16 protein-coding genes are annotated in these 24,096 nt (G+C 64.9%); 2 read left to right on the forward strand and 14 right to left on the reverse strand.

The window, feature by feature from the left end:
• Positions 1 to 17: 17 nt before the first annotated feature.
• From ureC to urtA, 11 genes are all read right to left on the reverse strand, one after another.
• Entirely contained in the window at positions 18 to 1,718 is a 1,701-nt protein-coding gene (gene ureC, locus QRN70_RS21360; RefSeq protein ID WP_285419876.1) for an urease subunit alpha, read from the reverse strand.
• Positions 1,719 to 1,841: 123 nt separating this feature from the next.
• Positions 1,842 to 2,147 carry an urease subunit beta gene (locus QRN70_RS21365; RefSeq protein ID WP_285419877.1) on the reverse strand — a complete coding sequence of 102 codons (306 nt, stop codon included), beginning with the start codon at positions 2,145 to 2,147 and terminating at the stop codon, positions 1,842 to 1,844.
• Entirely contained in the window at positions 2,144 to 2,680 is a 537-nt protein-coding gene (locus QRN70_RS21370) for a GNAT family N-acetyltransferase (RefSeq protein ID WP_285419878.1), read from the reverse strand. The genes QRN70_RS21365 and QRN70_RS21370 overlap by 4 nt, the downstream gene beginning before the upstream one ends.
• A 6-nt stretch (positions 2,681 to 2,686) precedes the next feature.
• Positions 2,687 to 3,220: a GNAT family N-acetyltransferase gene (locus QRN70_RS21375; RefSeq protein WP_285419879.1), complete on the reverse strand. Its 534-nt coding sequence runs from the start codon at positions 3,218 to 3,220 to the stop codon at positions 2,687 to 2,689.
• Positions 3,221 to 3,229: 9 nt separating this feature from the next.
• Positions 3,230 to 3,532: an urease subunit gamma gene (ureA, locus tag QRN70_RS21380; RefSeq protein ID WP_003221215.1), complete on the reverse strand. Its 303-nt coding sequence runs from the start codon at positions 3,530 to 3,532 to the stop codon at positions 3,230 to 3,232.
• A 147-nt stretch (positions 3,533 to 3,679) separates the two neighbouring features.
• On the reverse strand, positions 3,680 to 4,519 hold the full coding sequence (locus QRN70_RS21385) for an urease accessory protein UreD (RefSeq protein WP_285419880.1): 840 nt from the start codon (positions 4,517 to 4,519) through the stop codon (positions 3,680 to 3,682).
• A gap of 43 nt (positions 4,520 to 4,562) precedes the next feature.
• Entirely contained in the window at positions 4,563 to 5,261 is a 699-nt protein-coding gene (urtE, locus tag QRN70_RS21390) for an urea ABC transporter ATP-binding subunit UrtE (protein WP_285419881.1), read from the reverse strand.
• Positions 5,262 to 5,377: 116 nt separating this feature from the next.
• Positions 5,378 to 6,247 carry an urea ABC transporter ATP-binding protein UrtD gene (gene urtD, locus QRN70_RS21395; protein WP_502941639.1) on the reverse strand — a complete coding sequence of 290 codons (870 nt, stop codon included), beginning with the start codon at positions 6,245 to 6,247 and terminating at the stop codon, positions 5,378 to 5,380.
• Complete coding sequence (gene urtC / locus QRN70_RS21400) at positions 6,244 to 7,323, reverse strand: urea ABC transporter permease subunit UrtC (protein ID WP_285419882.1); 1,080 nt, start codon at positions 7,321 to 7,323, stop codon at positions 6,244 to 6,246. The genes urtD and urtC overlap by 4 nt, the downstream gene beginning before the upstream one ends.
• Positions 7,323 to 8,825, reverse strand: coding sequence for an urea ABC transporter permease subunit UrtB (gene urtB / locus QRN70_RS21405; protein WP_285419883.1), 1,503 nt, complete (start codon positions 8,823 to 8,825; stop codon positions 7,323 to 7,325). Before urtB ends, urtC begins: the two co-directional genes overlap by 1 nt.
• A 161-nt stretch (positions 8,826 to 8,986) precedes the next feature.
• Positions 8,987 to 10,252 carry an urea ABC transporter substrate-binding protein gene (gene urtA, locus QRN70_RS21410; RefSeq protein ID WP_285419884.1) on the reverse strand — a complete coding sequence of 422 codons (1,266 nt, stop codon included), beginning with the start codon at positions 10,250 to 10,252 and terminating at the stop codon, positions 8,987 to 8,989.
• Positions 10,253 to 10,574: 322 nt separating this feature from the next.
• On the opposite strand from urtA, the gene QRN70_RS21415 reads away from it, so the two are divergent.
• Both QRN70_RS21415 and QRN70_RS21420 read left to right on the forward strand, forming a co-directional pair.
• Entirely contained in the window at positions 10,575 to 16,535 is a 5,961-nt protein-coding gene (locus QRN70_RS21415) for a DUF4329 domain-containing protein (protein WP_285419885.1), read from the forward strand.
• Positions 16,536 to 16,649: 114 nt separating this feature from the next.
• The gene (locus QRN70_RS21420; protein ID WP_285419886.1) at positions 16,650 to 21,341 is read left to right on the forward strand and encodes a DUF4329 domain-containing protein; all 4,692 of its coding nucleotides are present in this window, start codon (positions 16,650 to 16,652) and stop codon (positions 21,339 to 21,341) included.
• Positions 21,342 to 21,350: 9 nt separating this feature from the next.
• On the opposite strand, the gene QRN70_RS21425 is transcribed toward QRN70_RS21420, so the two are convergent.
• From QRN70_RS21425 to QRN70_RS21435, 3 genes are read right to left on the reverse strand one after another with little or no spacing between them, the layout of a single operon-like run.
• The gene (locus QRN70_RS21425; protein ID WP_285419887.1) at positions 21,351 to 22,361 is read right to left on the reverse strand and encodes a FecCD family ABC transporter permease; all 1,011 of its coding nucleotides are present in this window, start codon (positions 22,359 to 22,361) and stop codon (positions 21,351 to 21,353) included.
• The gene (locus QRN70_RS21430; RefSeq protein WP_285419888.1) at positions 22,358 to 23,305 is read right to left on the reverse strand and encodes an ABC transporter substrate-binding protein; all 948 of its coding nucleotides are present in this window, start codon (positions 23,303 to 23,305) and stop codon (positions 22,358 to 22,360) included. The genes QRN70_RS21425 and QRN70_RS21430 overlap by 4 nt, the downstream gene beginning before the upstream one ends.
• Positions 23,302 to 24,090, reverse strand: coding sequence for an ABC transporter ATP-binding protein (locus QRN70_RS21435; RefSeq protein ID WP_285419889.1), 789 nt, complete (start codon positions 24,088 to 24,090; stop codon positions 23,302 to 23,304). Before QRN70_RS21435 ends, QRN70_RS21430 begins: the two co-directional genes overlap by 4 nt.
• Positions 24,091 to 24,096 lie beyond the last annotated feature (6 nt).

A 24,096-nucleotide genomic window follows, 5' to 3' on the forward strand; every position in this document is an offset into this window, starting at 1 on the left:
GCGCCGCGGGCGTTTTTTCAGAAGAGGAAATAACGCTGGGCCATCGGCAGGGTGTCCGCCGGCTCGCACCAGAGCAGCACGCCGTCGGCCTTGACCTGGTAGGTCTGCGGGTCGACGTCGATGTCCGGCAGGTAGTCGTTGTGGATCAGGTCGGTTTTCTGCACCTCGCGGCAGCCTTTGACCACGCCGATTTTCTTCTTCAGGCCCAATGCCTCGGGCAGCCCGGCCTCCTGTGCGGCCTGGCTGATGAAGGTCAGGCTGGTGGCGTGCAACGAGCCGCCGTAGCTGGCGAACATCGGCCGGTAGTGCACCGGTTGCGGCGTCGGGATCGAGGCGTTGGCGTCGCCCATCAGGCTGGCGGCAATCGCGCCGCCCTTGAGGATCAGCGTCGGTTTCACGCCGAAAAATGCCGGGCGCCAGAGCACCAGGTCAGCCCATTTGCCGACTTCCACCGAACCGACTTCATGGCTGATGCCGTGGGTGATCGCCGGGTTGATGGTGTACTTGGCGATGTAGCGCTTGGCGCGGAAGTTGTCGTTGCCTTCGCCATCCTGGGGCAGCGGGCCGCGCTGCTTTTTCATCTTGTCGGCGGTCTGCCAGGTGCGTGTGATGACTTCGCCGACACGGCCCATGGCCTGGCTGTCGGAGCTGATCATCGAGAACGCGCCGAGGTCGTGGAGGATGTCCTCGGCGGCAATCGTCTCGCGGCGGATACGGCTCTCGGCGAATGCCACGTCCTCGGCAATGCTTGGGTCGAGGTGGTGGCAGACCATCAGCATGTCGAGGTGTTCGTCAATGGTGTTGCGGGTGAACGGCCGGGTCGGGTTGGTCGAACTCGGCAGCACGTTGGCGAAACCGCAGGCCTTGATGATGTCCGGCGCGTGGCCGCCACCGGCACCTTCGGTGTGGTAGGTGTGGATGGTGCGGCCCTTGAACGCGCCGAGGGTGGTTTCGACGAAACCGGACTCGTTGAGGGTGTCGGTGTGGATCGCCACCTGCACGTCGTACTGGTCGGCGACGCTCAGGCAGTTGTCGATGCTCGCCGGAGTGGTGCCCCAGTCTTCGTGCAGCTTGAGGCCGATGGCACCGGCCTTGACCTGTTCGATCAGCGGCTCCGGCAGGCTGGCGTTGCCCTTGCCGGTGAGGCCGATGTTCATCGGGAACGCATCGGCGGCCTGGAGCATGCGCGCCAGGTGCCACGGCCCGGACGTGCAGGTGGTGGCGTTGGTGCCGGTGGCGGGGCCGGTGCCGCCACCGATCATGGTGGTGACACCGCTCATCAGCGCTTCTTCGATCTGCTGCGGGCAGATGAAGTGGATATGCGTGTCGATGCCGCCGGCAGTAAGGATCATGCCCTCGCCGGCGATCACTTCGGTGCTGGCGCCGATGGCGATGTCGACGTTGGGTTGCACATCCGGGTTGCCGGCCTTGCCGATGGCGGCAATGCGGCCGTCCTTGAGGCCGACGTCGGCCTTGACGATGCCCCAGTGGTCGATGATCAGCGCGTTGGTGATCAGCGTGTCGACCACTTCGGCAGCCAGCAGCTGGCTCTGGCCCTGGCCGTCGCGGATGACTTTGCCGCCACCGAATTTGACTTCCTCACCGTAGGTGGTGAAGTCCTTTTCCACTTCGATCCACAGCTCGGTGTCGGCCAGGCGCACCTTATCGCCGACGGTGGGGCCGAACATGTCGGCGTAGGCTTGACGGGAAATCTTCAATCACTCGTTCCTCGTAATTGAGCTGGAGGCTTTAAGCTGCAAGCCTCAAGAAAAAGCAGATAGGGGCGCCGCAAGAGGCTCTTTCTTGCAGCTTGAAGCTTGTAACCTGCAGCTGAAGTCGACCTATAAGTCGCCCATGACTCTTCCCGCGAACCCAAAAACCCGACGCAACCCCGCCAGTTCGACAAGCTCGACTTCCCGGCTCTGCCCCGGTTCGAAGCGCACGGCGGTGCCGGCCGGAATGTTCAGGCGCATGCCGCGACTGGCGGCGCGGTCGAAGGTCAGGGCGTCGTTGGTTTCGAAAAAGTGGTAGTGCGAGCCGACCTGGATCGGGCGGTCGCCGCTGTTCGCCACCTTCAGGCTGACGGTGCGGCGGCCGACGTTGAGTTCGATGTCGCCGGGCTGGATCTGGTACTCGCCGGGAATCATGACTGGGCTCCTTGCAGGATCTTGTAGTAGAGCGCCGTCGGGCGATAAGTGCCGTTCGGATCGCAGGCGTAGTCGGGAATTTCCCCGACGCGAATGAAGCCCAGGGCTTCATAGAATGCTTCGGCCGGCGAACCCGCCTCCGTGTCGAGGTAGAGCAGACCGCGCTTGTATTGGCGGGCTGCCAGCTCAAGCGCTTGCATCAACTGCTGACCGAGGCCGCGCCGCCGGGCGTGTTCGCGCACCAGCAGTTTCTGCACCTCGGCGCGGTTCAGGCCATTGGCCTTCTGGCACAGGCTCAACTGGACGCTGGCCAGGACCTGTTCGTCCTTGACCACCACCCACAACAGCACGCTGCCCTTGTTCAGGTTGTCCTGAACCTCATCGAAATAGGCACGGGCCTGAGCGGCGTCGAGGTCGGCCATGAAGCCGACACTGGCGCCGTAACCCACTGCGTCGAGCAGCAGATCGATCAGGCCCTGACGATAGTGCGCAAAGCTTTCAACGTTGACGCGGCGCAGCTGTGCGGGGTTCATCGGGTGTCACTCCTTGTTGGCGGGCGGCGGCTCCGCGCCAGGATTGAGGGTCAGTTGCATGAAGGTCAGGTCGAGCCAGCGGCCGAACTTGGTGCCCACCTGCGGCATCTGCCCGGTGGTGATGAAACCGGCGCGTGCATGCAGGCGGATCGACGCCGCGTTGCCGCTCTCGATGGCGGCGACCATCACATGCTTGTCGCAGGCACGCGCCCGCTCGATCAGGGCGCTCATCAGTTGTGGGCCGAGGCCGTTGCCACGCTGATCGCTGCGCACGTACACCGAGTGCTCGACGGTGTGGCGGAAGCCGTCGAACGGCCGCCAGTCACCGAACGAAGCGTAGCCGAGGGTGGTGTTGTCGGCGTCGACGATCACCAGGATCGGATAACCCTGGGCCTGGCGCGCGCTGAACCAGGCCTGGCGGTTGCCGAGGTCGACGGCCGCTTCGTTCCAGATCGCCGTGGTGTTGAGCACGGCGTCGTTGTAGATGTCGCGGATCGCCGGCAGATCGGCGTGCAGGGCATCGCGAATGGAGTAGGTCATGGTGCAGCCTCAGACGATCGGTTGGTGGACGGTGACCAGTTTGGTGCCGTCGGGGAACGTCGCTTCGACCTGGATCTCCGGGATCATTTCCGGGATGCCTTCCATCACTTGTTCGCGGCTGAGCAGGGTGGTGCCGTAGTGCATCAGTTCGGCCACGGTCTGGCCGTCACGGGCGCCTTCGAGCAGCGCCGCCGAGATGTAGGCCATCGCCTCCGGGTAATTGAGCTTCACACCGCGGGCCAGTCGGCGCTCGGCGACGAGGCCGGCGGTGAAGATCAGCAGCTTGTCTTTTTCGCGTGGGGTCAGGTCCATTGCGGGTATCCATCAGGGCAGATTGAACAATGTGCACAAATCTCCTGTGGCAGCGGGCTTGCTTGCGAAAGCGCTAGGTCAGCCAGCCTCTGTGTGAATGACACAGCGCTTTCGCGAGCGAGCCCGCTGCCACAGGTGGATTGCATTTCAGGTGTTCCAGATTCGCGGGGGCTGGGCTTCGCGGCCTAGCAGAGCCGGGCGTAACAAACGCCATAGATCAATGAGCCAGGCACGGGCGAGCAGTGCTTCCGACGCCAGACACCGCGCCACCAGCAGGCCGGGCAACTGGGTCAGATCGCCGCGCACTGCATGGTCCAGCGAGCGACAACGCTCCAGCAACTCGGCATCGATTTCACCGCTGACCAACAGCGTGGCGAACACCGGATGGCCATCCAGGCCAATCGGCGAATCCAGCAAACCGTCAGCGCCGACAATGCGCTGGCGTTCGTGCCAGAGCAACCGCCCATCACGGCGAATATCCAGGTGCGCCTGGAAATGCCCGCGGTCGAAACGCTCGCCGCTGGCCGGGCGACCCAGGGCCACCACGTCCCAGTAGAACAGTCGCGCATCGCCTTCAAGATCAATCGAGGTCGTCAGTTCGGCCTGGGCGGCGCTGTAGACGATGGTTTCCTGAGGCAGCCATTCCAGTGTCGCGCCAGCGGCGACCTGCAGGTTCAGCGCCTGATAAGCGGGGCCCGCCGCGCGATACCACTTGGCCGCGCCGGGGCTGGTGATCTGCGCCCAGGCGTGCTCCTCGACGCGGGCGCTGATGGCCAGCCGATCACCGCCGGCAATGCCGCCGGGCGGATGGACGATGATGTGCTGGCAGACCTCGGGACCTTCGGCGTACAGATGCTTCTGCACGCGCAGCGGGCCGAGATGCCGGCGCTGCACCGGGCGCGTGCAGTCGCCGCGGCGCGCGTAGGCCAATTCCAGTTCGGCGTGCCAGCTCGGGGTAAACAGGGCAGGTGAGACAGTCGAGTTCATGAGTTGTGATTATCGTTAGGAAGCTACAGATTAGATCGTCGGCTTAGATCGTGACTAGCCCGCGTACCCCTTCGGCCTCCATATTTTCACCGCGGCCCTGTTGCACGATCTCGCCACGGGACATCACCAGGTATTGATCGGCCAGTTCCGCGGCGAAATCGTAGAACTGCTCCACCAGCAGAATCGCCATGTCGCCGCGCGCGGCGAGCTGCTTGATCACAGCGCCGATCTCTTTGATCACCGAGGGCTGGATGCCTTCGGTCGGCTCGTCGAGGATCAGCAGGCGCGGGCGGCTGGCCAGTGCGCGGCCGATCGCCAGTTGCTGCTGTTGACCACCGGACAGGTCACCGCCGCGCCGCTGCTTCATTTGTAGCAGCACCGGGAACAGTTCGTAGATGAAACCGGGGACTTCTTTCGCTTCGCTGCCTGGAAACCGTGACAGGCCCATCAGCAGATTTTCCTCCACCGTCAGCCGGCCGAAGATCTCCCGCCCCTGGGGCACGTAGGCGATGCCGGCGTGCACGCGTTGATGCGGCTTGAACGTGGTGATCGGCTTGCCCTCCCAGTTCACCGCACCTTCCCTGGCCGGCAGCAGGCCCATCAGGCATTTGAGCAGGGTGGTCTTGCCGACGCCGTTGCGCCCGAGCAGGCAGGTGACTTCGCCGACCTTCACCTCGAAGCTGAGGCCGCGCAGGATGTGGCTACCGCCGTAGTATTGGTGCAGTTTTTCGACCTGTAGCATCGGAACTCCGTTGGTTGGGCTTCAAGCGGCAAGCTTCAAGCTGCAAGTAAGAGCGGGAGGGGTACGCCTTTGTTTTTGGCTTGCCGCTTGAAGCTTGCGGCTTGGAGCTGGCCGACTCACCTTCCTAAATAGACTTCGATAACTCGCTCATCGGCCTGCACCTGCTCCAGCGAGCCTTCGGCCAGCACGCTGCCCTGGTGCAGCACGGTGACGTGGTCGGCAATCGAGCCGACGAAGCCCATGTCGTGTTCCACCACCATCAGCGAATGCTTGCCCGCCAGTGACTTGAACAGCTCGGCGGTGAACTCGGTTTCGGCATCGGTCATGCCCGCCACCGGTTCATCGAGCAGCAGCAATTGCGGGTCCTGCATCAGCAGCATGCCGATCTCCAGGAACTGTTTCTGGCCGTGGGACAACAGCCCCGCCGGGCGATTGACCGAGGTGGTCAGGCGAATGGTGTCCAGCACTTCGCTGATGCGGTCTTTCTGTTCGCCGCTCAACCGCGCGCGCAGACTGGCCCACACCGACTTGTCGGTTTTCTGCGCCAGTTCGAGGTTTTCGAACACGCTCAGGGCTTCGAACACCGTCGGCTTCTGGAACTTGCGGCCGATCCCGGCCTGGGCGATCTGCACTTCGCTCATCTGCGTCAGGTCGAGGGTTTCGCCGAACCAGGCCTTGCCGTGGCTGGGGCGGGTCTTGCCGGTGATAACGTCCATCAACGTGGTCTTGCCCGCGCCGTTGGGGCCGATGATGCAGCGCAGTTCGCCGACGCCGATGTACAGGTTGAGATTGTTCAAGGCGCGGAAGCCGTCGAAGCTGACGCTGATGTCTTCCAGGGTCAGGATCGTGCCGTGGCGGGTATCGAGGCCCGGGCCGACGCGCTGGCCGAGGCCGATCGAGTCGCGGCTGGTGCCCTCGTCCTTGTTCGGTTCCACCGGGAAAAACGCCGGCTCCAGCATGAATTCAGCGCTCGCCGTGACTCTCATGATTCACCTCGTTTTTTCAGCAGGCCGATCACACCCTTGGGCAGGTACAACGTCACCACGATGAACAGCGCACCGAGGAAGAACAGCCAGTATTCGGGGAACGCCACGGTGAACCAGCTCTTCATGCCATTGACCACGCCGGCGCCGAGCAGCGGCCCGATCAGCGTGCCGCGGCCGCCGAGCGCGACCCACACGGCCGCTTCGATGGAGTTGGTCGGTGACATTTCGCTGGGGTTGATGATGCCGACCTGCGGCACATACAAGGCTCCGGCCAGGCCACACAGCACCGCGCTCAAGACCCACACGAAGAGCTTGAAGCCGCGCGGGTCGTAGCCGCAGAACATCAGGCGGTTTTCTGCATCGCGCAGCGCGGTCAGGACTCGCCCGAACTTGCTTTGCGCCAGGCGCCAGCCGATGAACAGGCTCGCCACCAGCAACAGCACCGTGGCCAGAAACAGCACCGCCCGCGTGCCCGGTTCGGTGATGCCGAAGCCTAGGATCGTGCGGAAATTGGTGAAGCCGTTGTTGCCGCCGAAGCCGGTTTCGTTGCGGAAGAACAGCAGCATGCCGGCGAAGGTCAGGGCCTGGGTCATGATCGAGAAGTACACGCCCTTGATCCGCGAACGGAAGGCGAAGAAACCGAACACCAGCGCCAGCAGGCCAGGCGCCAGGACCACCAGGCACAGCGCCCAGAGGAAGCTGCCGGTGCCGCTCCAGTACCACGGCAACTCGGTCCACGACAGGAAGGTCATGAACGCCGGCAAGCCGTCACCGGCCGCCTGGCGCATCAGGTACATGCCCATCGCATAACCGCCGAGGGCGAAGAACAGCCCGTGGCCCAGCGACAGCAATCCGGCATATCCCCAGACCAGGTCCAGCGCCAGGGCGACGATGGCGTAGCAGAGGATCTTGCCGACCAGGGTCAGGGTGTAGGCCGAGACGTGCAGTGCACTGTCGGCCGGCAGCAGCGACAGCAGCGGCAGGGCGATCAGCACCGCGAGCACCACGGCGCCGATGGCCAGGGTGATTTTCGGTCCGGCCTTTTGTGTGGCGGTCAGCATCATTGGCTGGTTCATCAGTCGATCACCCGTCCTTTCAGTGCGAAGAGGCCTTGCGGACGTTTCTGGATGAACAGAATGATCAGCGCGAGGATCAGGATCTTGCCCAGTACCGCACCGATCTGCGGCTCGAGAATCTTGTTGGCGATGCCCAGGCCGAAGGCGGCGAACACGCTGCCGGCCAGTTGCCCGACACCGCCGAGCACCACCACCAGGAACGAGTCGATGATGTAGCTCTGGCCGAGGTCCGGGCCGACGTTGCCGATCTGGCTCAGCGCCACGCCACCGAGGCCGGCGATGCCCGATCCAAGGCCGAAGGCGAGCATGTCGACGCGGCCGGTGGGCACGCCGCAGCAGGCGGCCATGTTGCGGTTCTGGGTGACCGCCCGCACGTTCAGGCCCAGGCGTGTCTTGTTCAGCAGCAGCCAGGTGAGCACCACCACGAACAAGGCGAAGGCGATGATGACGATGCGGTTGTACGGCAGCACCAGGTTCGGCAGCACTTGGATGCCGCCCGACAGCCACGCCGGATTCGCCACTTCGACGTTCTGTGCGCCGAACACCAGGCGCACCAGTTGAATCAGCATCAGGCTGATGCCCCAGGTGGCCAGCAGGGTTTCCAGCGGCCGGCCGTAGAGGTGGCGGATCACCGTGCGCTCCAGCGCCATGCCGATGGCCGCGGTGACGAAGAACGCCACCGGCAGGGCGATCAGTGGATAGAACTCGATGGCTTGCGGCGCATAGCGCTGGAACATCAGCTGCACCACGTAGGTCGAGTAGGCGCCGAGCATGAGCATTTCGCCGTGGGCCATGTTGATCACCCCGAGCAGGCCGAAGGTGATTGCCAGACCCAGGGCGGCGAGCAGCAGGATCGAGCCGAGGGACATGCCGCTGAACGCCTGGCCGAGCAGTTCGCCGACCAGCAGTTTGCGTTTGACCTGGGCCAGGCTGGTTTCGGCGGCGGTACGCACGTTGGCGTCGGCTTCGACGCCGGGTTCGAGCAGGCCTTCGAGGCGGGTACGGGCCAGCGGGTCGCCGGTTTCGCCGAGCAGACGCACGGCCGCCAGGCGTACGGCCGGGTCGCTGTCGACCAGTTGCAGGTTGGCCAGCGCCAGGCTCAGGGCGGCGTGGACGTGCTCGTCTTTTTCGCCAGCCAGTTGCTGGTCGAGGAATTTCAGCTGCGCCGGTTTGGCGCTTTTCTGCAGTTGCTGCGCGGCACCCAGACGGATTCTGGCGTCGGCGGCGAGCAACTGGTGGCTGGCCATGGCGGTGTCGATCAGACCCCGCAGGCGATTGTTCAGGCGCAGGGTTTTCGCTTGGCCGTCGACGCTCAGCTCACCCTGTTGCAAGGCGCCGAGCAGTTCGATGCGCTGCGGATCAGGCTGCGCGGCCCAGGCTTCGAGGAGTTTGGCTTGCTGCACGGGATTGGCGGCGACGAAGTCTTCGGCATCACCGGCGTGGGCGGCCATCGGCAGCAACAGTGCGAGGGCGAGAAGCAAACGGTAGAGGGCAGTGGGCATAGTCAGTCGCCTTGACGCGGACATTGTGGGAGCGAGCCTGCTCGCGAAAGCGTTCTGTCAGTCACACGCATGCTTGATGTGCCGACGTCTTCGCGAGCAGGCTCGCTCCCACTGGGAATTGCGTCAGTCTCACGCCAGGCGCAGGACTGACATCCAGTGGCTCAGTTGCTCTTCACCGCATAATCCGGCTTCTTGTCATTACCTTGGATAAACGGACTCCAAGGCTGCGCGCGGATCGGGCCTTCGGTCTGCCACACCACGTTGAACTGACCGTCGCTCTGGATCTCGCCGATCATCACCGGTTTGTGCAGGTGGTGGTTGGTCTTGTCCATGGTCAGGGTGTAGCCCGACGGGGCGGCGAAGGTCTGGCCGGCGAGGGCTTCACGCACCTTGTCGACGTCGGTGGACTTGGCTTTCTCCACCGCTTGCGCCCACATGTGGATGCCGACGTAGGTGGCTTCCATCGGGTCGTTGGTCACGGCTTTGTCCGCGCCCGGCAGGTTGTGTTTCTTCGCGTAGGCCTTCCAGTCATCGACGAACTTCTTGTTCACCGGATTCTCGACGGATTCGAAGTAGTTCCACGCCGCGAGGTTGCCCACCAGCGGTTTGGTGTCGATGCCGCGCAGTTCCTCTTCGCCCACCGAGAACGCCACCACCGGTACGTCAGTGGCTTTCAGGCCCTGGTTGGCCAGTTCCTTGTAGAACGGCACGTTGGAGTCGCCGTTGACGGTGGAGATGACAGCGGTTTTGCCGCCGGCGGAGAATTTCTTGATGTTGGCGACAATGGTCTGGTAGTCGCTGTGACCGAACGGCGTGTAGACCTCTTCGATGTCCTTGTCGGCGACGCCTTTGGAATGCAGGAACGAGCGCAGGATCTTGTTGGTGGTGCGCGGGTAGACGTAGTCGGTGCCGAGCAGGAAGTAGCGCTTGGCGCTGCCGCCTTCTTCGCTCATCAGGTATTCAACAGCCGGGATCGCCTGCTGATTCGGCGCGGCGCCGGTGTAGAACACGTTCGGCGACATCTCTTCGCCTTCGTATTGCACCGGGTAGAACAGCAGGCCGTTGAGTTCCTCGAACACCGGCAGCACCGATTTGCGTGACACCGACGTCCAGCAACCGAACACCACCGCGACCTTGTCCTGGGTCAGCAACTGGCGGCCCTTCTCGGCGAACAGCGGCCAGTTCGACGCCGGGTCGACCACCACCGGTTCAAGCATCTTGCCGTTCACGCCGCCCTTGGCATTGATTTCGTCGATGGTCATCAACGCCATGTCTTTCAACGAGGTTTCAGAGATCGCCATGGTCCCGGACAACGAATGCAGGATCCCGACCTTGATGGTCTCGGCCGCCTGGACAGTCCAGGTCATGCCCATCGCGGCAATGCTTGCCGATAGTGTGAAAGCCTTGAGCAAACTGCGACGCTTCATTGTGCGATCTCCATGAACGTTTAATTTTTCTGGTTGGCAGATACGGACGCTGAAGCAGCTTTAGCAAGGGTTGTGCCCACGGCCGCGGTGGCTCTGTTTCGGGCGTTCGATGCCGACAAATCCGTCCGCCGCGCACCACGTTGGCGCTGAATGTCGCGCTCGGTGCGCGCGATGCGCCGATGTGGTGCCGAGGTGGATTTTTGCCGGGCAATACATATGTACCGCTGGCGCGCAGGGCGAATGTCGATCATGGAGCGGGCGATTTCCCGGCGCTTGCGCGGGGACGCCACCACGACTTTCAATCTCCACGGATGGGTGCGTTATGGATAACTTATTGAATCGTATCGAGCTGCCGGCACTGGGCCCGCCATTTATCAGTGCGGACGACGCCGCACGGTTCGCCCATGAAGCCATCGGCGACAAGCGCGACAAGGAATACGGTGGGCTGATTCTGCAGCGCGAGGACGGTCGCTTCGTGGCGACCCGGCCGGTCGCTGGCGAGCAGATGCACTTCGACTTCAAGAAACTGCTGGCGATGGATGCGCAGGGCAATTTCCTTCACCCCGCCGGGTACACGTGCCAGGCGCTCTACCATTCGCACCCGGCCGGTCATGCCGAGGTGAAGAAAAACAACCCGGGCCTGAGCGACGACCAGGTTGCGCTGGTGGTGAGTTTCTACTCCGAATTCGACAAGCTGTTCATGTTTCAGCACCGCGCATTCGCCCCGGCCTATTACCTCTCCGGCAGCCCCACCAGCCTGCTCAAATACGTGCCCAGCGGTTCGCCGGCCGAGTTGCTGCTGGCGTTGGAAATTGCCAAGGGGCGTGCCGAAGGGACCTTCACCTACAGCGAAGAACCGATCGACGAACTGGCCAAGGTCGGTGCGCTGAGCCTGGTGTTCCCCGATGAATTATGGGGCAACCGGCGGGGCCAGTTTGACGGTGACTGGGCCATCAGGGAGCCGGCGAACACCCTGCAGGTGGCCACGGAGCAGCCGTTCTGTTCGCCGGTGTTCGATGATCCGGCCGAGGCACTCGGTGCCATCATGAATGCGGGCAGCGCCGCGCTCGGTTTCGATTTCATGGGGTTCGTCCTCAAGGCTTCGGGCAAGGACGAATACGTCGCGACTTACCCGTGGCGCGATCACGTGGCGTTGTTTGCCGCGCTGGATGATTACCCGCGACGCGAGGCGGGTGGGCCGCGACTGCCCTCCGGGTTTCGCCTCGACGGGATCTACTATGTGGAACATGTCAAACCGGGGATGTCAGCGAAAAACCAGGCCTGGCTGTACAAGCACTTCTTCAGTCCCGCCGCGCTGGCGACGGTCATCGCCCAGTCACGCAAGGACATCTACCTGCAAGACCCCCAGCGCGGGTTGACGGTGTACATGCGCACCCAGGGCAAGGCCTTGCTGAGCTACACCTGCTCCGGCTCCGCTGCCGAAACCGATCTGCTGGCCGGCGCCACGCTGCAGAAGGCGTTGAAGGCCGGCACCCTGAGTCCGTATGAGTTCGTCCTGCAGGTCGCGGCGGCCGGCCGGTTGCTGGTTGTGCAACCCGGCGAGCTGTGGGACCGGGCCGGCCCCGTCGGGCAGGACTGGCGCCCGTTCGAACGGATTCACCAATCGTTGAGCCCGGCCTTCGTCACCGCTGACGATGCGGCCCGCTGGGTGCATTATCAGATGCGCGACAGACGCGACAGCGATCACCTGGGCTTCGTGCTCGAACGCAGCGACGGCCGCTTTTTCGCCACGGCGCCGATCACCGCGTCGAACTGGGCCAAGGATTGGGGATTGCCGTATGCCGGTGGCCTGTCGGAGCACTATATCGAGCTGCCGGGTTTGCGCTACGTGGCAATGTACAAGACGCTGGCCGATAACAAGGAACAACATCGGCGAGACAAGCCGAACTGGTCGGAGGACCGCATCGACTTGCTGACCAGCCTCCCGGGTTTTGCCACCCTCGCGGCGCTCATGTCAGGCAAGGATCCGCTCAGGGTGGTCTACAACTCGTCGGCCGAAGGCTCACTCGTCAAGTACACCTGCAGCAGTTCGCCGGAGGAACGCAACTTTGGTGTGTTCCTGGAAAATGGCCTGAGCACCGGCGCCGTCATCATCGGCCTCGACGGCTTTGACGGCACAGCGATGCAGATGGTCAAGAAGCTCGTCCGGCTCGGTGAGTTGCAGGTGCTGATTTCCAGCAACGTCTGGCGCGGTTCGCGCGGCAAGGTTCCGGGTTCGTGGATTGCCTATCAGCCGTTCACCGCCGCCGCCCCCCCTGAGCCTGCGTTCAGCTGGGTGTTCCAGGACCCGACCACGGCCGCGCAATGGGCCCACGACCGGATGCAGGCAAAACCTGCCGTCAGGCAGCTGGCGTTCCTGCTGAAAAGCACCAGGAGCGCCGAGTACGTGGTCAGTGAACCGCTCGACCACGATGCGGCCAGGGGCTTGCCGCTGTTCTCGCCACTGCAGGTGTTCACGGTCGATGATGCCGGCCAGCCGCGCCTTCCCCCGGACCTGGCGATCCACGGTCTCTGCTACCAGGCGTTGCCGGACAAGCGGCGGATCACCGAACAGCCGTGGCTGTACGAAAGTTTTCTCTCGGCCACGGATTTCGCCCAGGCCATCGGCACGTCCCGCGTGCGCAAGACGCCTGGACTGGCGCTCTACCTCAGTACCCGCGACGGCGCGCAGTTGCGCTACGCGTTTTCCGGGTCGGCGCAGGAGAGCCAGCTGTACAGCGTCAATCCTCATGGCGTGGTCGCCGACAACGGCGAGCAGGCCGAGCTCGAGGCCGGCACGCTGAGCCCCGAGGCCTTTGTCCGGCGCGTGGCGGCGGCCGGCGCCTTGACGGTGCTGCGCGCGGGTCGCTTGTGGGACGTCGAGGGGCCTGTCGGCCTGACCTGGCAGCCCTTTGCCAGCCTCGCGAAACCGCAGCTGAGCCCGGCGTTTCTCGCCGCGGACGATGCGGCGCGTTATGCCCACGAGCGCATCGGCACCCAGCGTGACTACGAGTTTCGCGGCTGTGTGCTGGAGCGCGAGGACGGCAGGTTTGTCGTCACCGAACCGCAGGTGGTCGCTCAGTCGGCGCGGTTTGCCCCTGGGCAGGTGTATCCGGTGGATGTCGCCGGCAAGCCGATCCTGCCGCCGGGTTACGTGCTGCGCGCGACGTACGCCTCGCGCCTGGCACTGTCGCTGTACGACCCGCAACGCATGCAGCGTCACGCCTGGAACCGCGAGCAGGCCAGCCTCGATGCGCAGCTGTTTTCCGACGCCGATCTGTACGCCATTCTGCGCAACCGCCAGCATGCGCCGCTGGCCTATCTGTCCTGCGCCGAAGATGCCCTGATCGCCTACGACAGCAGCGGCACGCAGGCGGAGAACGTCTTGTTGAGCGAGGTGACGCCGACGGCCAAGGGCAGCCGTATGGCCGAGGACCTGGCGCGTGGTGCGATGACGCCGGAGGACGTGGTCAAGCAACTGGCCAGCGCCGGCAGCCTGCGGGTGGTGATCGGCAATCCGTTGTGGGGCGCACGCGGCGTGGTGCCGGAATACTGGCAGGCCTTTGCGCCCGCCAAGGCGTTCCAGACGCCCGAGCAAGTCGCCTTCGGGGCGTTGTTCAGCGATGCCAACGCGGCGGCCAGCGCAGCCCATCAGCGTGTGCAGCGCTGTGGCCCGCACCAGACCTGCTTTGCCTTCATCCTCAAGCACGTGAGCCGCGACGAGTACGTCGTCAGCGAAACGGTGCCGGTCAGCGCCGAACAACCGCTGTTCGCCCAGGCCAGCCTGTTCCGCAGCGACGACGGCGGGGCCGTGGAATTTCCGCCGGCGTTCAAGCTGCACGGGTTGTTCTACGCCCGACAGTGGCTGCCGAAAAAACTCGCCACGGCCGCGCAGTGGCTGGGCCGTCACTTCCTCTCCTCGGAGGAGCTGTACACGGCGTTCTTCGAGGCCCGGCGCCTGCGGCCCGAAGGTGCCAAGACCGGGCTGCCGGTCTACCTCTCGACCCTCGATCACGCCTTGCTGAAATACCAGGCACCGAACTCGACGACGCTGTTCAACCCGCGGATCCAGACCTCGGGCGTGGCCGAGGATGTGCACACGCAACTGCGCAGCGGGCAATTGTCGGCGAAGCGATTCGTCACGCAGGTGATCACCCAGAGCTGGCTGAGCGTGGTGGTCGGCAATGAACTCTGGGGCGAGGCGAGCCCTGCGCGACTGGCGGCGGACTGGAAACCCTATCCGCGCTTCCTGCGCCGCGCGCTGACCCCGGCCTACGTTTGTCAGGTCGATGCGATCCGCCACGTCGCACGCCTGCTCGGCGCGGCGCGCGAGCAGATCCACGCCGGCCTGGTGCTCAAGCGTGGCGACGGCCTGTTCATGGCCACCGAACCGCTGCCGCTGTTCACCGAGGACTTCGATCCGAAGTGGATCCTTCCCGATGAAGATGTCGAGCTGAACCTGCTGGCACCGGGCTGCAAGATCGTCGGCCGTTATCGCAGCCGCGTGGCCAGCGAACTGCCGTTCCTGCTGCCGAGCCTGGAGCGCCCGGTGTATCGCGATCTGTTTTCCACCGAGGTGCTGGCCACGGCGCTGACGTCGGATCACTTGTGGACGCACGAATACCTGCTGGGCGCCGAGGGTTCGATCCTCGGCTTCAGCCTGCGCGATGCCGAGCATGACCTGTTGGCCACGGCGCAGAAGAGCCGTCTGGCTGCCGATGTGGCACTGCTTGAAAGTCAGCTCGCGCCTTCCACGGACGCGGCCCATGACCCGTGGAGCAACCTGCTCGAACGGCGCATGCGCAATGGCGTCGGTACGCCGACCGAACTGGTCAACCGCTTGATCAGGGTCGGCGCGCTCCACGTGGTGCAGGGCAGCCGCCTGTGGGGGCAGCCACGCAAGCTGCAACCCGGCTGGCGGCCGCTCCCGCTGGGCTATACGGTCCCCGAGCCGGTGCGGGTCGCCACGGCTGACCAGGCGTTGAGTCCGGCGTTCTGTCATGCCGACGACGCGGTACGCCATGCCCATGCGCAGGCGGGCGCGCGTGAACACTGGCGCTTCGGTTTCGTGCTGACGTCTGCGCGCTTCGCACACTCGGTGGTCAGCCTGCCGGTCAGTGCCGATGATGGGAAGTTTCCCTACGAGCGGGTCTTCCTGCGCGGCCAGCTGCCGACCGGGTACACCCTGCAGGGCCTGTATCTGTGCGCCCCCGCGCGCCAGCCCGAGGAGCTGCCGCAATCGCCGGTGTATCGCAATTTCATTCCACCGTCGGTGCTCAGCGCTGCCCAGGCCATGGTCGAGGTGATCGCGGCGCAGCCGGGCGCGCGCTACAAGTCGCTGTACCTGTCCTGCGCCGATGGTGCGTTGCTCAAGTACGATGCCCGCGAGCGCTGGGCCAGTGATCTGCCCACCCACGCGCAGATGACGGCCTACGTGCAGTCGCTGCAGGGCGCCGGCAATCCTGCCGAGTACATTCGCAAGGTCGCCGGCAGCGGTGAGTTGCAGGTGCTGGAGCGCAGTGCGACGTGGGCCACGGCAGGACGCGTGGGGGCGGACTGGACGCCGGGCAAGGTCGCGCCGGCCCCGGCGGCTGACGACGGGCCGCTGGTGCTCGGCCCGCTGTGCGCGCACCCGGACGATGCCGCGCGCTGGATGTGGCAGCGCGTGCGTCACGCTCGCGACAAGGCCTGGCTCGGCGCGATTGTCCGCGATGCCGGGCAGACCAACTTTGCTGCCACGGAGCCGCTGGATGACAGTGGCCCGACGGTGCCGCTCGGGCCGCGCACCGGCACGCCGGCCTACAGCCGACTGTTCGCTGGCGTGCTGGTGCGCGGTGCCCCCAGCCACTCGAAAAAATACCCGCCCGGCTACACGCTGATGGGCGTGCAGCAGATCTACAAAGTCGACGACACGCCCCAGTCGTTCAGCAGCCCGTTCGAAGCCGCGCTGTACCGCAACTTCGTCGCCCACGACGAGATCCGCGCCTGCATCGCCTTGCTCGGCAACTACGCCATTGCGGACAGCCGTTACTACCTGACGCCGCGCAACGGCGCGCTGCTGGCCTATGCGCCGAGCTATCTGGATGCCGAGAGTACGGTGCTGCTCAATGACTGGAAAGACGTCGAAAATGGCGTTACCCGGTCCAAGCTGACGGCGGTGCTCAACACCCTGATCCTCAGCGGCCGCCTGCAGATTCTTGAACCCGACGGCTTCTGGCAGCCGCGCGGGCCGCTCACCGCCAGGCTGTTGCTGGAGATGAGCCGCCGCGCGGTCGACGCCTGAACCGCAGCACAACAAAGGAAACACAAACGATAAATATGTACCTCTGAGTGGCGACGCGGCAGAAACACACTCACTTGATCGTTTTCCCGATTGTTCGTTAACAGGAAGTTGATCATGAATGATGTTTCAGGCCGACCACCGCGTGCCGCCGTGTCGCCGCCCAGAGGCCGATTGCCGAAGCTGAGCCAGCCGTTCCTGACCGAGGACGATGCGGCCCGCTGGGTGCATGGGCAGATCCCCGGCACCTCGGGGCTGGAGCACGGCAGTGTGATCCTGCGGTTGCCGCAGGGAGGTTTTGTCGCCACCCGACCGCAACCCGGAGAAGTGCAGCGCTTTGACCTCAGAACCCTGCTCGACGTCGATGCCCAAGGCAACTACGTGCATCCGCCGGGCTATACCTGCGTGGCCAACGTGCATTCGCATCCACCGGCCCACGACATCATCCGCCAGGCCAATCCGGGTCAGGACGAGGCCACCCTCAGGCTGTTCCTGAATTTTTTTTCCGACATCGATTTCGTCTCCGACGTCAGCGAGCGCGCCTTCTTCGCCAGCGCTTATCTGTCCGGGCCGGACGGCGTGCTGCTGAAGTATTCGCCCAGCGGCTCGAAGGATGAACTCAGCTACTACAACTGGCTGCGGGCGGGGGCACCGCGGGGCAATCCGATCGCGGTCTACGGGGTGGAAAATATCATCCGCAAGGTCGCCGCGCTGGGCGAACTCAAGGTCATCGTGTCGAACGCCGACTGGGGCGAGTCGGTCGGCAGGGTGCCGGCGGACTGGCAGCCGCGCAAGGCCTTCGGCGGCAACGCCGTGCGCGAACTGCCGCCGCTGACTCGCCTGTGCGCCAGTGCCGAGCGGGCGGTGCTGGCCGCGCTGAAAACCACGGGCGCGCAGACCTCGGGGCTGATCCTGAAGCATCGTTCGCGCAACGATTACGTCGCCACGTGCGCGCGTCCCGCCGGTCTCGCGGCGTGGCGTCCCGAGTCGCTGTTCCCGAGCGCGGCCGACGGCCAGGTGCAGTTGCCGCCGGACTATGCGCTGGAAGGCTTCTACTACGCCTCCAGGCCTGACCCGGCGCTGTTTCCGCCCAGCCAGGCGTGGCTCTACGAAAACTTTTTCACCCCGGCGGAAATGGCCCTGGCGGTCGGCTGCCACGCCCGCAGCAAACACCTGGGCGTCGCGGGCCGGCCGCTGTCGCTGTACATGCAGGCCCGCGACTTCGCGCTGCTCAAGTACCGCTTCAGCGACTCCGAAGGCGAGAGGGGCTTGAGCCGCGCCAATCCCGATGGCAGTTTCGCCGACGGTGGTCTGCAGGCCGGGATACAGGCCGGCACCTTGACCCCGCGGCAGTTCGTCGCCCTGCTGGCGCGGGTCGGCCAGCTGAGCGTGTTGCGCGGTAGCGTACTCTGGGGGCGGATTGGCGAAGTGGGCCCGAGCTGGGTGCCGTACGCCAACTTCGACTGGCCGCCACTGAGCCCGGTGTTTCTCTCGGCGGACGATGCCGCGCGTTATGTCCACGCACGGATCGACAGCCGCCGCGAACGTCGCTATGCCGGCTACATCTTTCAGCGCAACGACGGGCGCTTTGTGGCCAGCGAGCCGCGCGAAGGTGGCATCGAACAGTTGGTGCAGGGCGATTTCTATCCACGCGACAACGCCGGACGCGCGGTTTTCCCCGATGGCCACGGCGCCCAGGCGCGTTACGTGGCCCACCAGGCGCTGTCGATTCTCGACCCGGTGGCCATGCAACGCCTGCACCGCAATCGCGAGGAGGCGCTGCTGAGCCTGCAGATGCCGAATGTCGAGGAGGTGCGCCAGGTGTTGCTCGACGAGATCACGCTGTACGTCTCCGGGGTGCAGCGCAGTCTGCTGCGCTTCGACGCGCGAGAGACGCATATCGCCCAGGTCTTGGCGCAAAGCCTGGGTACGGCCAGGCATCCCGGGCCGATGGCCGTGGCCCTTGAGAGCGGCAGCCTGCTGCCGAGTGCATTCATCCGCGAACAGGCTGCGGGCGGTTACCTGAGCATTGTCAACAACCATGAACGGTGGGGGCCGCGCGGGCAGGTCAGCGCGCTCTGGAGTCCGCTCAGCGCGCCGTGGCCATGGCGGCGACCCGCGCAGGTGGCGTTCGGCGCGGTGTTTGCCACGGCAGATGCGGCGGCCGAGGATCAGTACGCGCGCGACACGCGCCTGCATGACCAGGAGCGGGCGTGGTTCGGCTTCATCCTCAAGCACAACGTGCGCGAAGAGTACGTCGCCAGCGAACTGGTCCCGGTCAGCGAAGCGCGCAACGATGTGTTCCAGCCACAGAGCCTGTTCGGCGCTACGTCGATGCCACCCTGGTATGGCTACCCCGAAGGTTTCAACCGGCATGCCTTCATCTACTCGCGGCAGCGGGTCAAACGCCCGACCGAGGGTTCGGCCGCGTGGCTGGCGCGCTACTTCATTCCTCCTCTCGACCTGTTCAACGCGGTATTTTACTCGCGACGGCGCCAGGTCAGGGAATCGTCGGCGCCGATTCCCGTGTACCTGAGCACCCAGGACGGTGCGCTGTTGAAGTTCGACAACCGCAAGGGCAACAAGCTGTTCGACAACGCCACGCCACGCATGGGCCTCGAAGATTTCACCAGCGGCCTGAGCAGCGGCATGCTGCAGCCGGCGGATTTCGTCCGCATCGTCGCCAGCCATGGTGGGCTGCGCGTCATGCGCACCAGCGCCTGCTGGGATCGTCCGTGGCCGGTGGATGCCGACTGGCGGCCATTCCTCAACCTGCCGCGGCGCTGGCTGAGCCCGGCCTTCATCGCCCAGGACGATGCCGTGGCGTATGTCCGCTCGCGCTTGCCGACGGACGCCAGCAAGTTGGTCGGCGGTGTGGTGCTCAAGCGCCGCGATGGCTTGTTCCTGGCGACTGACCCGGTTGAAGTACCGCAGGAAGACTTCGACCCGCAGTGGATCTTTCCCGATGAAAGCTTCCAGGCCGGGCAATACCCCGAGGGGTGTCTGGTGGTGGCGCGCTACCGCACGCGACGGGTCACGGCGCTGCCGCTGGTGCTCTCCGAAATCCAGCGCCAGACGTACCTGAACATGCTCTCGGTCGATACCCTGTACTCGGCCTTGCAGCGTCCACGCGAGTACACGTCGATCAGTGAGTACCTGTTCGCTCCCGACGGCGCGCTGGTGCGTTACGACGTCGGTTTCCTCAGCCGTTTGCGCGCCGATCTGGCCAATGTCCTGACCGATTTCAAAAGCCTGCCGAGTGACCTCGATGCGGCGAAGATCAAACAGCAGATCTACAGCGGCGCGCTGACCCCCGGAGTGTGGATCGATACGCTGGCCCAGAGCGGTTATCTGCAGGTGGTCAGCGGCAGCCGGCTGTGGGGCAAGCGTGGCACGGTAACGCGCTGGATGCCGTATCCAGTGCTGCCCACGGTTGCAGATGCGCAGCACAAGGCCCTGGCACCGGCCGTCTGCAGCCCGGTGTTCATTCACCCGGACGCGACCGCGCTGTACATCCACGACGGCACGCGCAGCCCATCGGACATGACCTTCGGCTACCTGCTGTGGAACGCCCGGTCCGGTCTGTTCATTGCCAGCCTGCCCGTGGCCATCGAGGGCACGAAGATGGCCGTGGAGCAGGTGTTCGCCGACGCGGTGGTGCCTGCCGGTTACGCCGTGCACGGCCTTTACCTGCGCGCCGCCAGCATGCCGCAGGATGCCGCCGACGAGGACCCGCGGCGGTTCTGCCCGTCGCCGCTGGCGATCAATCAGCTCTGCGCGGCTGCCGAAACAGCGCAAGGCTACCGGCCGATCTACCTGTCCTGTGCCGACGGTGCGCTGCTGCGGTTCGCCATGGACGCATTCGAGCCCGGCGAGTTTCACGACCGGTTCGGCCAGATCGAATTGCGCCGCAACCTGTTCGCCTCGCAGGAGCGGGCACAAGTGGACGAGTTCGAATATCAGCGCCGGCGCATCGATCTGCAGAGTTATGTGCTGCGCATGGCGCGTGCCGGCAAGCTCGAAGTCATCGTCACCAGCGCCTACTGGTCACGGCGCGGCGTGGTCGATGTGGCCTGGCAGCCGCGGATGGTCGAGATGTCCGTGCAGATGCCCGCCGACCCGTTGCCGGGGCCGCTCTTTGAGCATGCCGACGATGCCGCGCGCTATGCCCAGCAGAGGGCCGGCAGCGGTTATGTGCTGGATACCGGGTTCGTCAGCGCGATTCTTGCGCGCACGGCGTCGCTGCTCAATTCGACGTACGGCTTTGTCCCGCTGGAGCCGCTGGCCTATTCGGCGCTGGGGGAAAATCCGCTGCCGCGGATCCTACGTCATGTCGGCGACGCCGCGACCGGCTCGGGCAAACTGCCGCGCGACTTCATCCTGGTGGCGACCCATCAGATGTACCTGTCGGGCAATAACCTGCTGGTGGTGGATACCGATCAGGTCTATGCCAATTTCGCCGCACCGGGGCAGATGTATGCACAGACCCATGCGCTGGTCAGCCAGGGCTTCAAGGTCAAGGATTACTACTACTCGACGCCGCACGGAGTGCTGATCCGCTACAGCCCGACCTACACCCAGGCCGAGCAGGCCTTGCTGCGTACCCGGCCGGCGCAGTTCATCGATGGCAAGTGGCAGGCAGGGCTGGCCCCGAGCGACTTCATTTCGCGGCTGATCGACCTCGGCGATTTCCGCGTGCTGATCGCCGGGCATTACTGGCTCCAGGCCGGGCGCATGGGCACGCGCTGGCGCGAGCGTCGGCGGCAGGCGATTGCGACGGGCATCGTGCGCAATCGTGAAGAACTGTGAGGCGCCGGGTTATCTGCGGCGCATAAGGCCGATGAAAAACAGGCCGCCGAGTGCCGCGGTGGCCACGCCGATCGGCAGGTCTTCGGGGGCGATCAGCGTGCGCGCGGCGACGTCGACCCAGACCAGGAACACGCTGCCAAGGAACACGCACACCGGCAGCAACCGCCGGTGTTCGGCGCCGATCAGCCGACGGGCGATGTGCGGCACCATCAGCCCGACAAAGCCGATGGAGCCGCTGATCGACACCAGCACGCCGGTCATCAGCGAGGCGATCACGAACACCCGCAGGCGTACGCTGCGTGCGTTCAGGCCGAGCGTGACGGCGGTCTGTTCACCGGCCATCAACGCATTCAGCGGGCGGGCCATGCCCAGCAGCAAGAGCAGTCCGAGCAGCACGCTGAGTGCCGGCACCGCGAGCAACTCCCAGCGCGCCAGACCGAGACCGCCGAGCATCCAGAACATCACCGCGGAGCTGGCGCGATGGTCACCCATGAACAGCAGCAGGTTGGCAATCGCCATCATCACGAACGACACTGCCACTCCGCACAGCAGCAAGCGGTCGCTGTCGAGACGGCCGTGGCGGTTGGCGATCATCAGCACCACCAGCATGCTCAGCAGCGCGCCAATGAATGCGGCGATCGGCAGGGTCAGCAGACCGACGATTTCACCGACATGCAGCACCACGATCACCGCGCCGAGCGTCGCCCCGGAGGTCACCCCGAGCAGGTGTGGATCAGCCAGCGGATTGCGTGTGACCGCTTGCAGCACCGCGCCGATCAGCGCCAGCCCGGCACCGACCAGCGCACCCAGAAGCATGCGCGGCACGCGGATCAGCCAGACGATGTGTTCCTGGCCGGCGCTCCAGTCCGGCACGCCGAGGCCGAACAGTTTATGCAGCAGAATCCGCCACACCACGTCCACCGGCACCCGCGCCGGGCCGAAGCCCAGCGACACCACGCACGACACCAGCAGCACTGCGCCGAGGGCCAGCAGCAGCCAGCAGTAGCGACGATTGATCATTCGCCGTGGAAACCTTTGGCCAGGGTCTCGACCGCGAGTACGTTGTCGATCCCCGGCGTGGCCTGCACGTAGGGGATGACGATGAAGCGCTGGTTCCTGATCGCGTCTACCGATTGCAGCGCCGTGTTCTTCAGCAGGAATTCAATCTTCTGCTCGGCGGTGATTTCGCTGTAGTCGACGATCACGATCACTTGCGGATTGCGCTCGACCACGGTTTCCCAGTTGACCCGGGTCCAGCTCGCCTCGACGTCATCAAGAATGTTGCGCCCGCCAGCGGCATCGATCAGCGCTTGCGGCATGCCCAGTCGGCCGGAGGTCATGGCGCGGTCTTCGCCGCTGTCATAGAGGAACACTCGTGGTTTCTCGGCGGGCAGGTTTTTGCGGATTGCGGCGACCTGACTCTGCATGTCGGCGATCAACGCGTTGGCGCGATCCTGCACGTCGAAGATCCTGCCGAGATTTCGCAGGTCGTTGTACGTGTCATCCAGCGTGGCGGCGGGGCGCTTCATCACGAAGGCGCAGGACTCGGTCAGTTCATAGACGTTGATGCCCAGCGGCTGCAGGGTCTGCGGCGTGAGGTCGCCACCGACGCGCATGCCGTAGTCCCAGCCGGCGAAGAAGAAGTCGACGTTGGCGTTGAGCAGGGTTTCCACCGACGGGTATTTGGCCGCCAGCTCCGGCAGACCGTCGAGCAGCGACTGCATCTGCGGCGTCACCGCCTTCCAGCCACTGACGCCGCTGTAGCCGACCATCTGCGCCTTGAGGCCGAGGGCGAGCATCATCTGGGTCATGTTGATGTCGTGGCTGAGTGCGTGCTGCGGAGCTTGCTTGAAGGTCACTTCGCGGTTGCAGCTGGTAATCGTCAACGGGTATTTCGTGGCCTCGGCGAAGGCTTGGGTGGTGCCCAGCAACAGAGCGAGGCAAAGCAGGGAGCGCACAGTCATGGTCGGGTTATCCAGGTGATTCGCGGGTAGCCGTGGAGGGGGTGGGCATCGATCAGCACTTCGACGCCGAAGACGTCGCGCAGCAGGTCGCGGGTAAGCACGTCTTGTGGCGTGCCGCTGGCGACGATGCGGCCGTGGTTGATCACATATAAACGGTCGCAGAACGCGGCCGCCAGGTTGAGGTCGTGGATGCTCGCCAACGTGCCGATCTGCAAACGCTTGACCCGTTGCAGCAGCTCCAGTTGATAACGCGGGTCGAGGTGGTTGGTCGGCTCGTCGAGGATCAGCAGTTGCGGTTGCTGGGTCAGGGCACGGGCGAGGATCACCCGTTGCTTTTCGCCGCCGGAGAGCGTGGCGAAGGCGTGGTCTTCGAAACCTTCGAGGCCCACCGATTGCAGGGCCTGGGTGGCGAGCTGGCGGTCTTCGCGCGTGTCGCCGTCGAACAGGCCCTTGTGCGGCGTGCGGCCCATGGCGACCACTTCCTCGACGGTCAGGCCGAAGGCGTCGGGAAACTCCTGCAGGACCACGGCGATACGTTGCGCGCACCAGCGCGAGGATTGCTTCCAGACGTTGTGATGATCGAGACGAACCTCACCATGCTCGGGCTGGCTGAACCGGTAGGCGCAGCGCAACAGGCTGGTCTTGCCACTGCCGTTGGGCCCGATCAGCCCGACGAACTCCCCGGCGGCCACGTGCAGCGAGGCGTCCCGCAGCTGGAACTGGTGATGGCAGTGACCGTGGCCCAGGGGTGTCCAGGCGAGGTTGGCGAGGGTCAGTGAGGTCATGCGTCT

The organism is Pseudomonas sp. efr-133-TYG-5, from assembly GCF_030209175.1.
In the GTDB taxonomy this organism is placed as follows: domain Bacteria; phylum Pseudomonadota; class Gammaproteobacteria; order Pseudomonadales; family Pseudomonadaceae; genus Aquipseudomonas.

Bases quoted from the DNA above. Each gene is read 5' to 3' on its own strand.
- QRN70_RS21365 (WP_285419877.1), bottom strand. From the start codon at position 2,147: ATGATTCCCGGCGAGTACCAGATCCAGCCCGGCGACATCGAACTCAAC.
- QRN70_RS21370 (WP_285419878.1), bottom strand. From the start codon at position 2,680: ATGAACCCCGCACAGCTGCGCCGCGTCAACGTTGAAAGCTTTGCGCAC.
- QRN70_RS21375 (WP_285419879.1), bottom strand. From the start codon at position 3,220: ATGACCTACTCCATTCGCGATGCCCTGCACGCCGATCTGCCGGCGATC.
- ureA (WP_003221215.1), bottom strand. From the start codon at position 3,532: ATGGACCTGACCCCACGCGAAAAAGACAAGCTGCTGATCTTCACCGCC.
- QRN70_RS21385 (WP_285419880.1), bottom strand. From the start codon at position 4,519: ATGAACTCGACTGTCTCACCTGCCCTGTTTACCCCGAGCTGGCACGCC.
- urtE (WP_285419881.1), bottom strand. From the start codon at position 5,261: ATGCTACAGGTCGAAAAACTGCACCAATACTACGGCGGTAGCCACATC.
- urtD (WP_502941639.1), bottom strand. From the start codon at position 6,247: ATGAGAGTCACGGCGAGCGCTGAATTCATGCTGGAGCCGGCGTTTTTC.
- urtC (WP_285419882.1), bottom strand. From the start codon at position 7,323: ATGAACCAGCCAATGATGCTGACCGCCACACAAAAGGCCGGACCGAAA.
- urtB (WP_285419883.1), bottom strand. From the start codon at position 8,825: ATGCCCACTGCCCTCTACCGTTTGCTTCTCGCCCTCGCACTGTTGCTG.
- urtA (WP_285419884.1), bottom strand. From the start codon at position 10,252: ATGAAGCGTCGCAGTTTGCTCAAGGCTTTCACACTATCGGCAAGCATT.
- QRN70_RS21415 (WP_285419885.1), top strand. From the start codon at position 10,575: ATGGATAACTTATTGAATCGTATCGAGCTGCCGGCACTGGGCCCGCCA.
- QRN70_RS21420 (WP_285419886.1), top strand. From the start codon at position 16,650: ATGAATGATGTTTCAGGCCGACCACCGCGTGCCGCCGTGTCGCCGCCC.
- QRN70_RS21425 (WP_285419887.1), bottom strand. From the start codon at position 22,361: ATGATCAATCGTCGCTACTGCTGGCTGCTGCTGGCCCTCGGCGCAGTG.
- QRN70_RS21430 (WP_285419888.1), bottom strand. From the start codon at position 23,305: ATGACTGTGCGCTCCCTGCTTTGCCTCGCTCTGTTGCTGGGCACCACC.
- QRN70_RS21435 (WP_285419889.1), bottom strand. From the start codon at position 24,090: ATGACCTCACTGACCCTCGCCAACCTCGCCTGGACACCCCTGGGCCAC.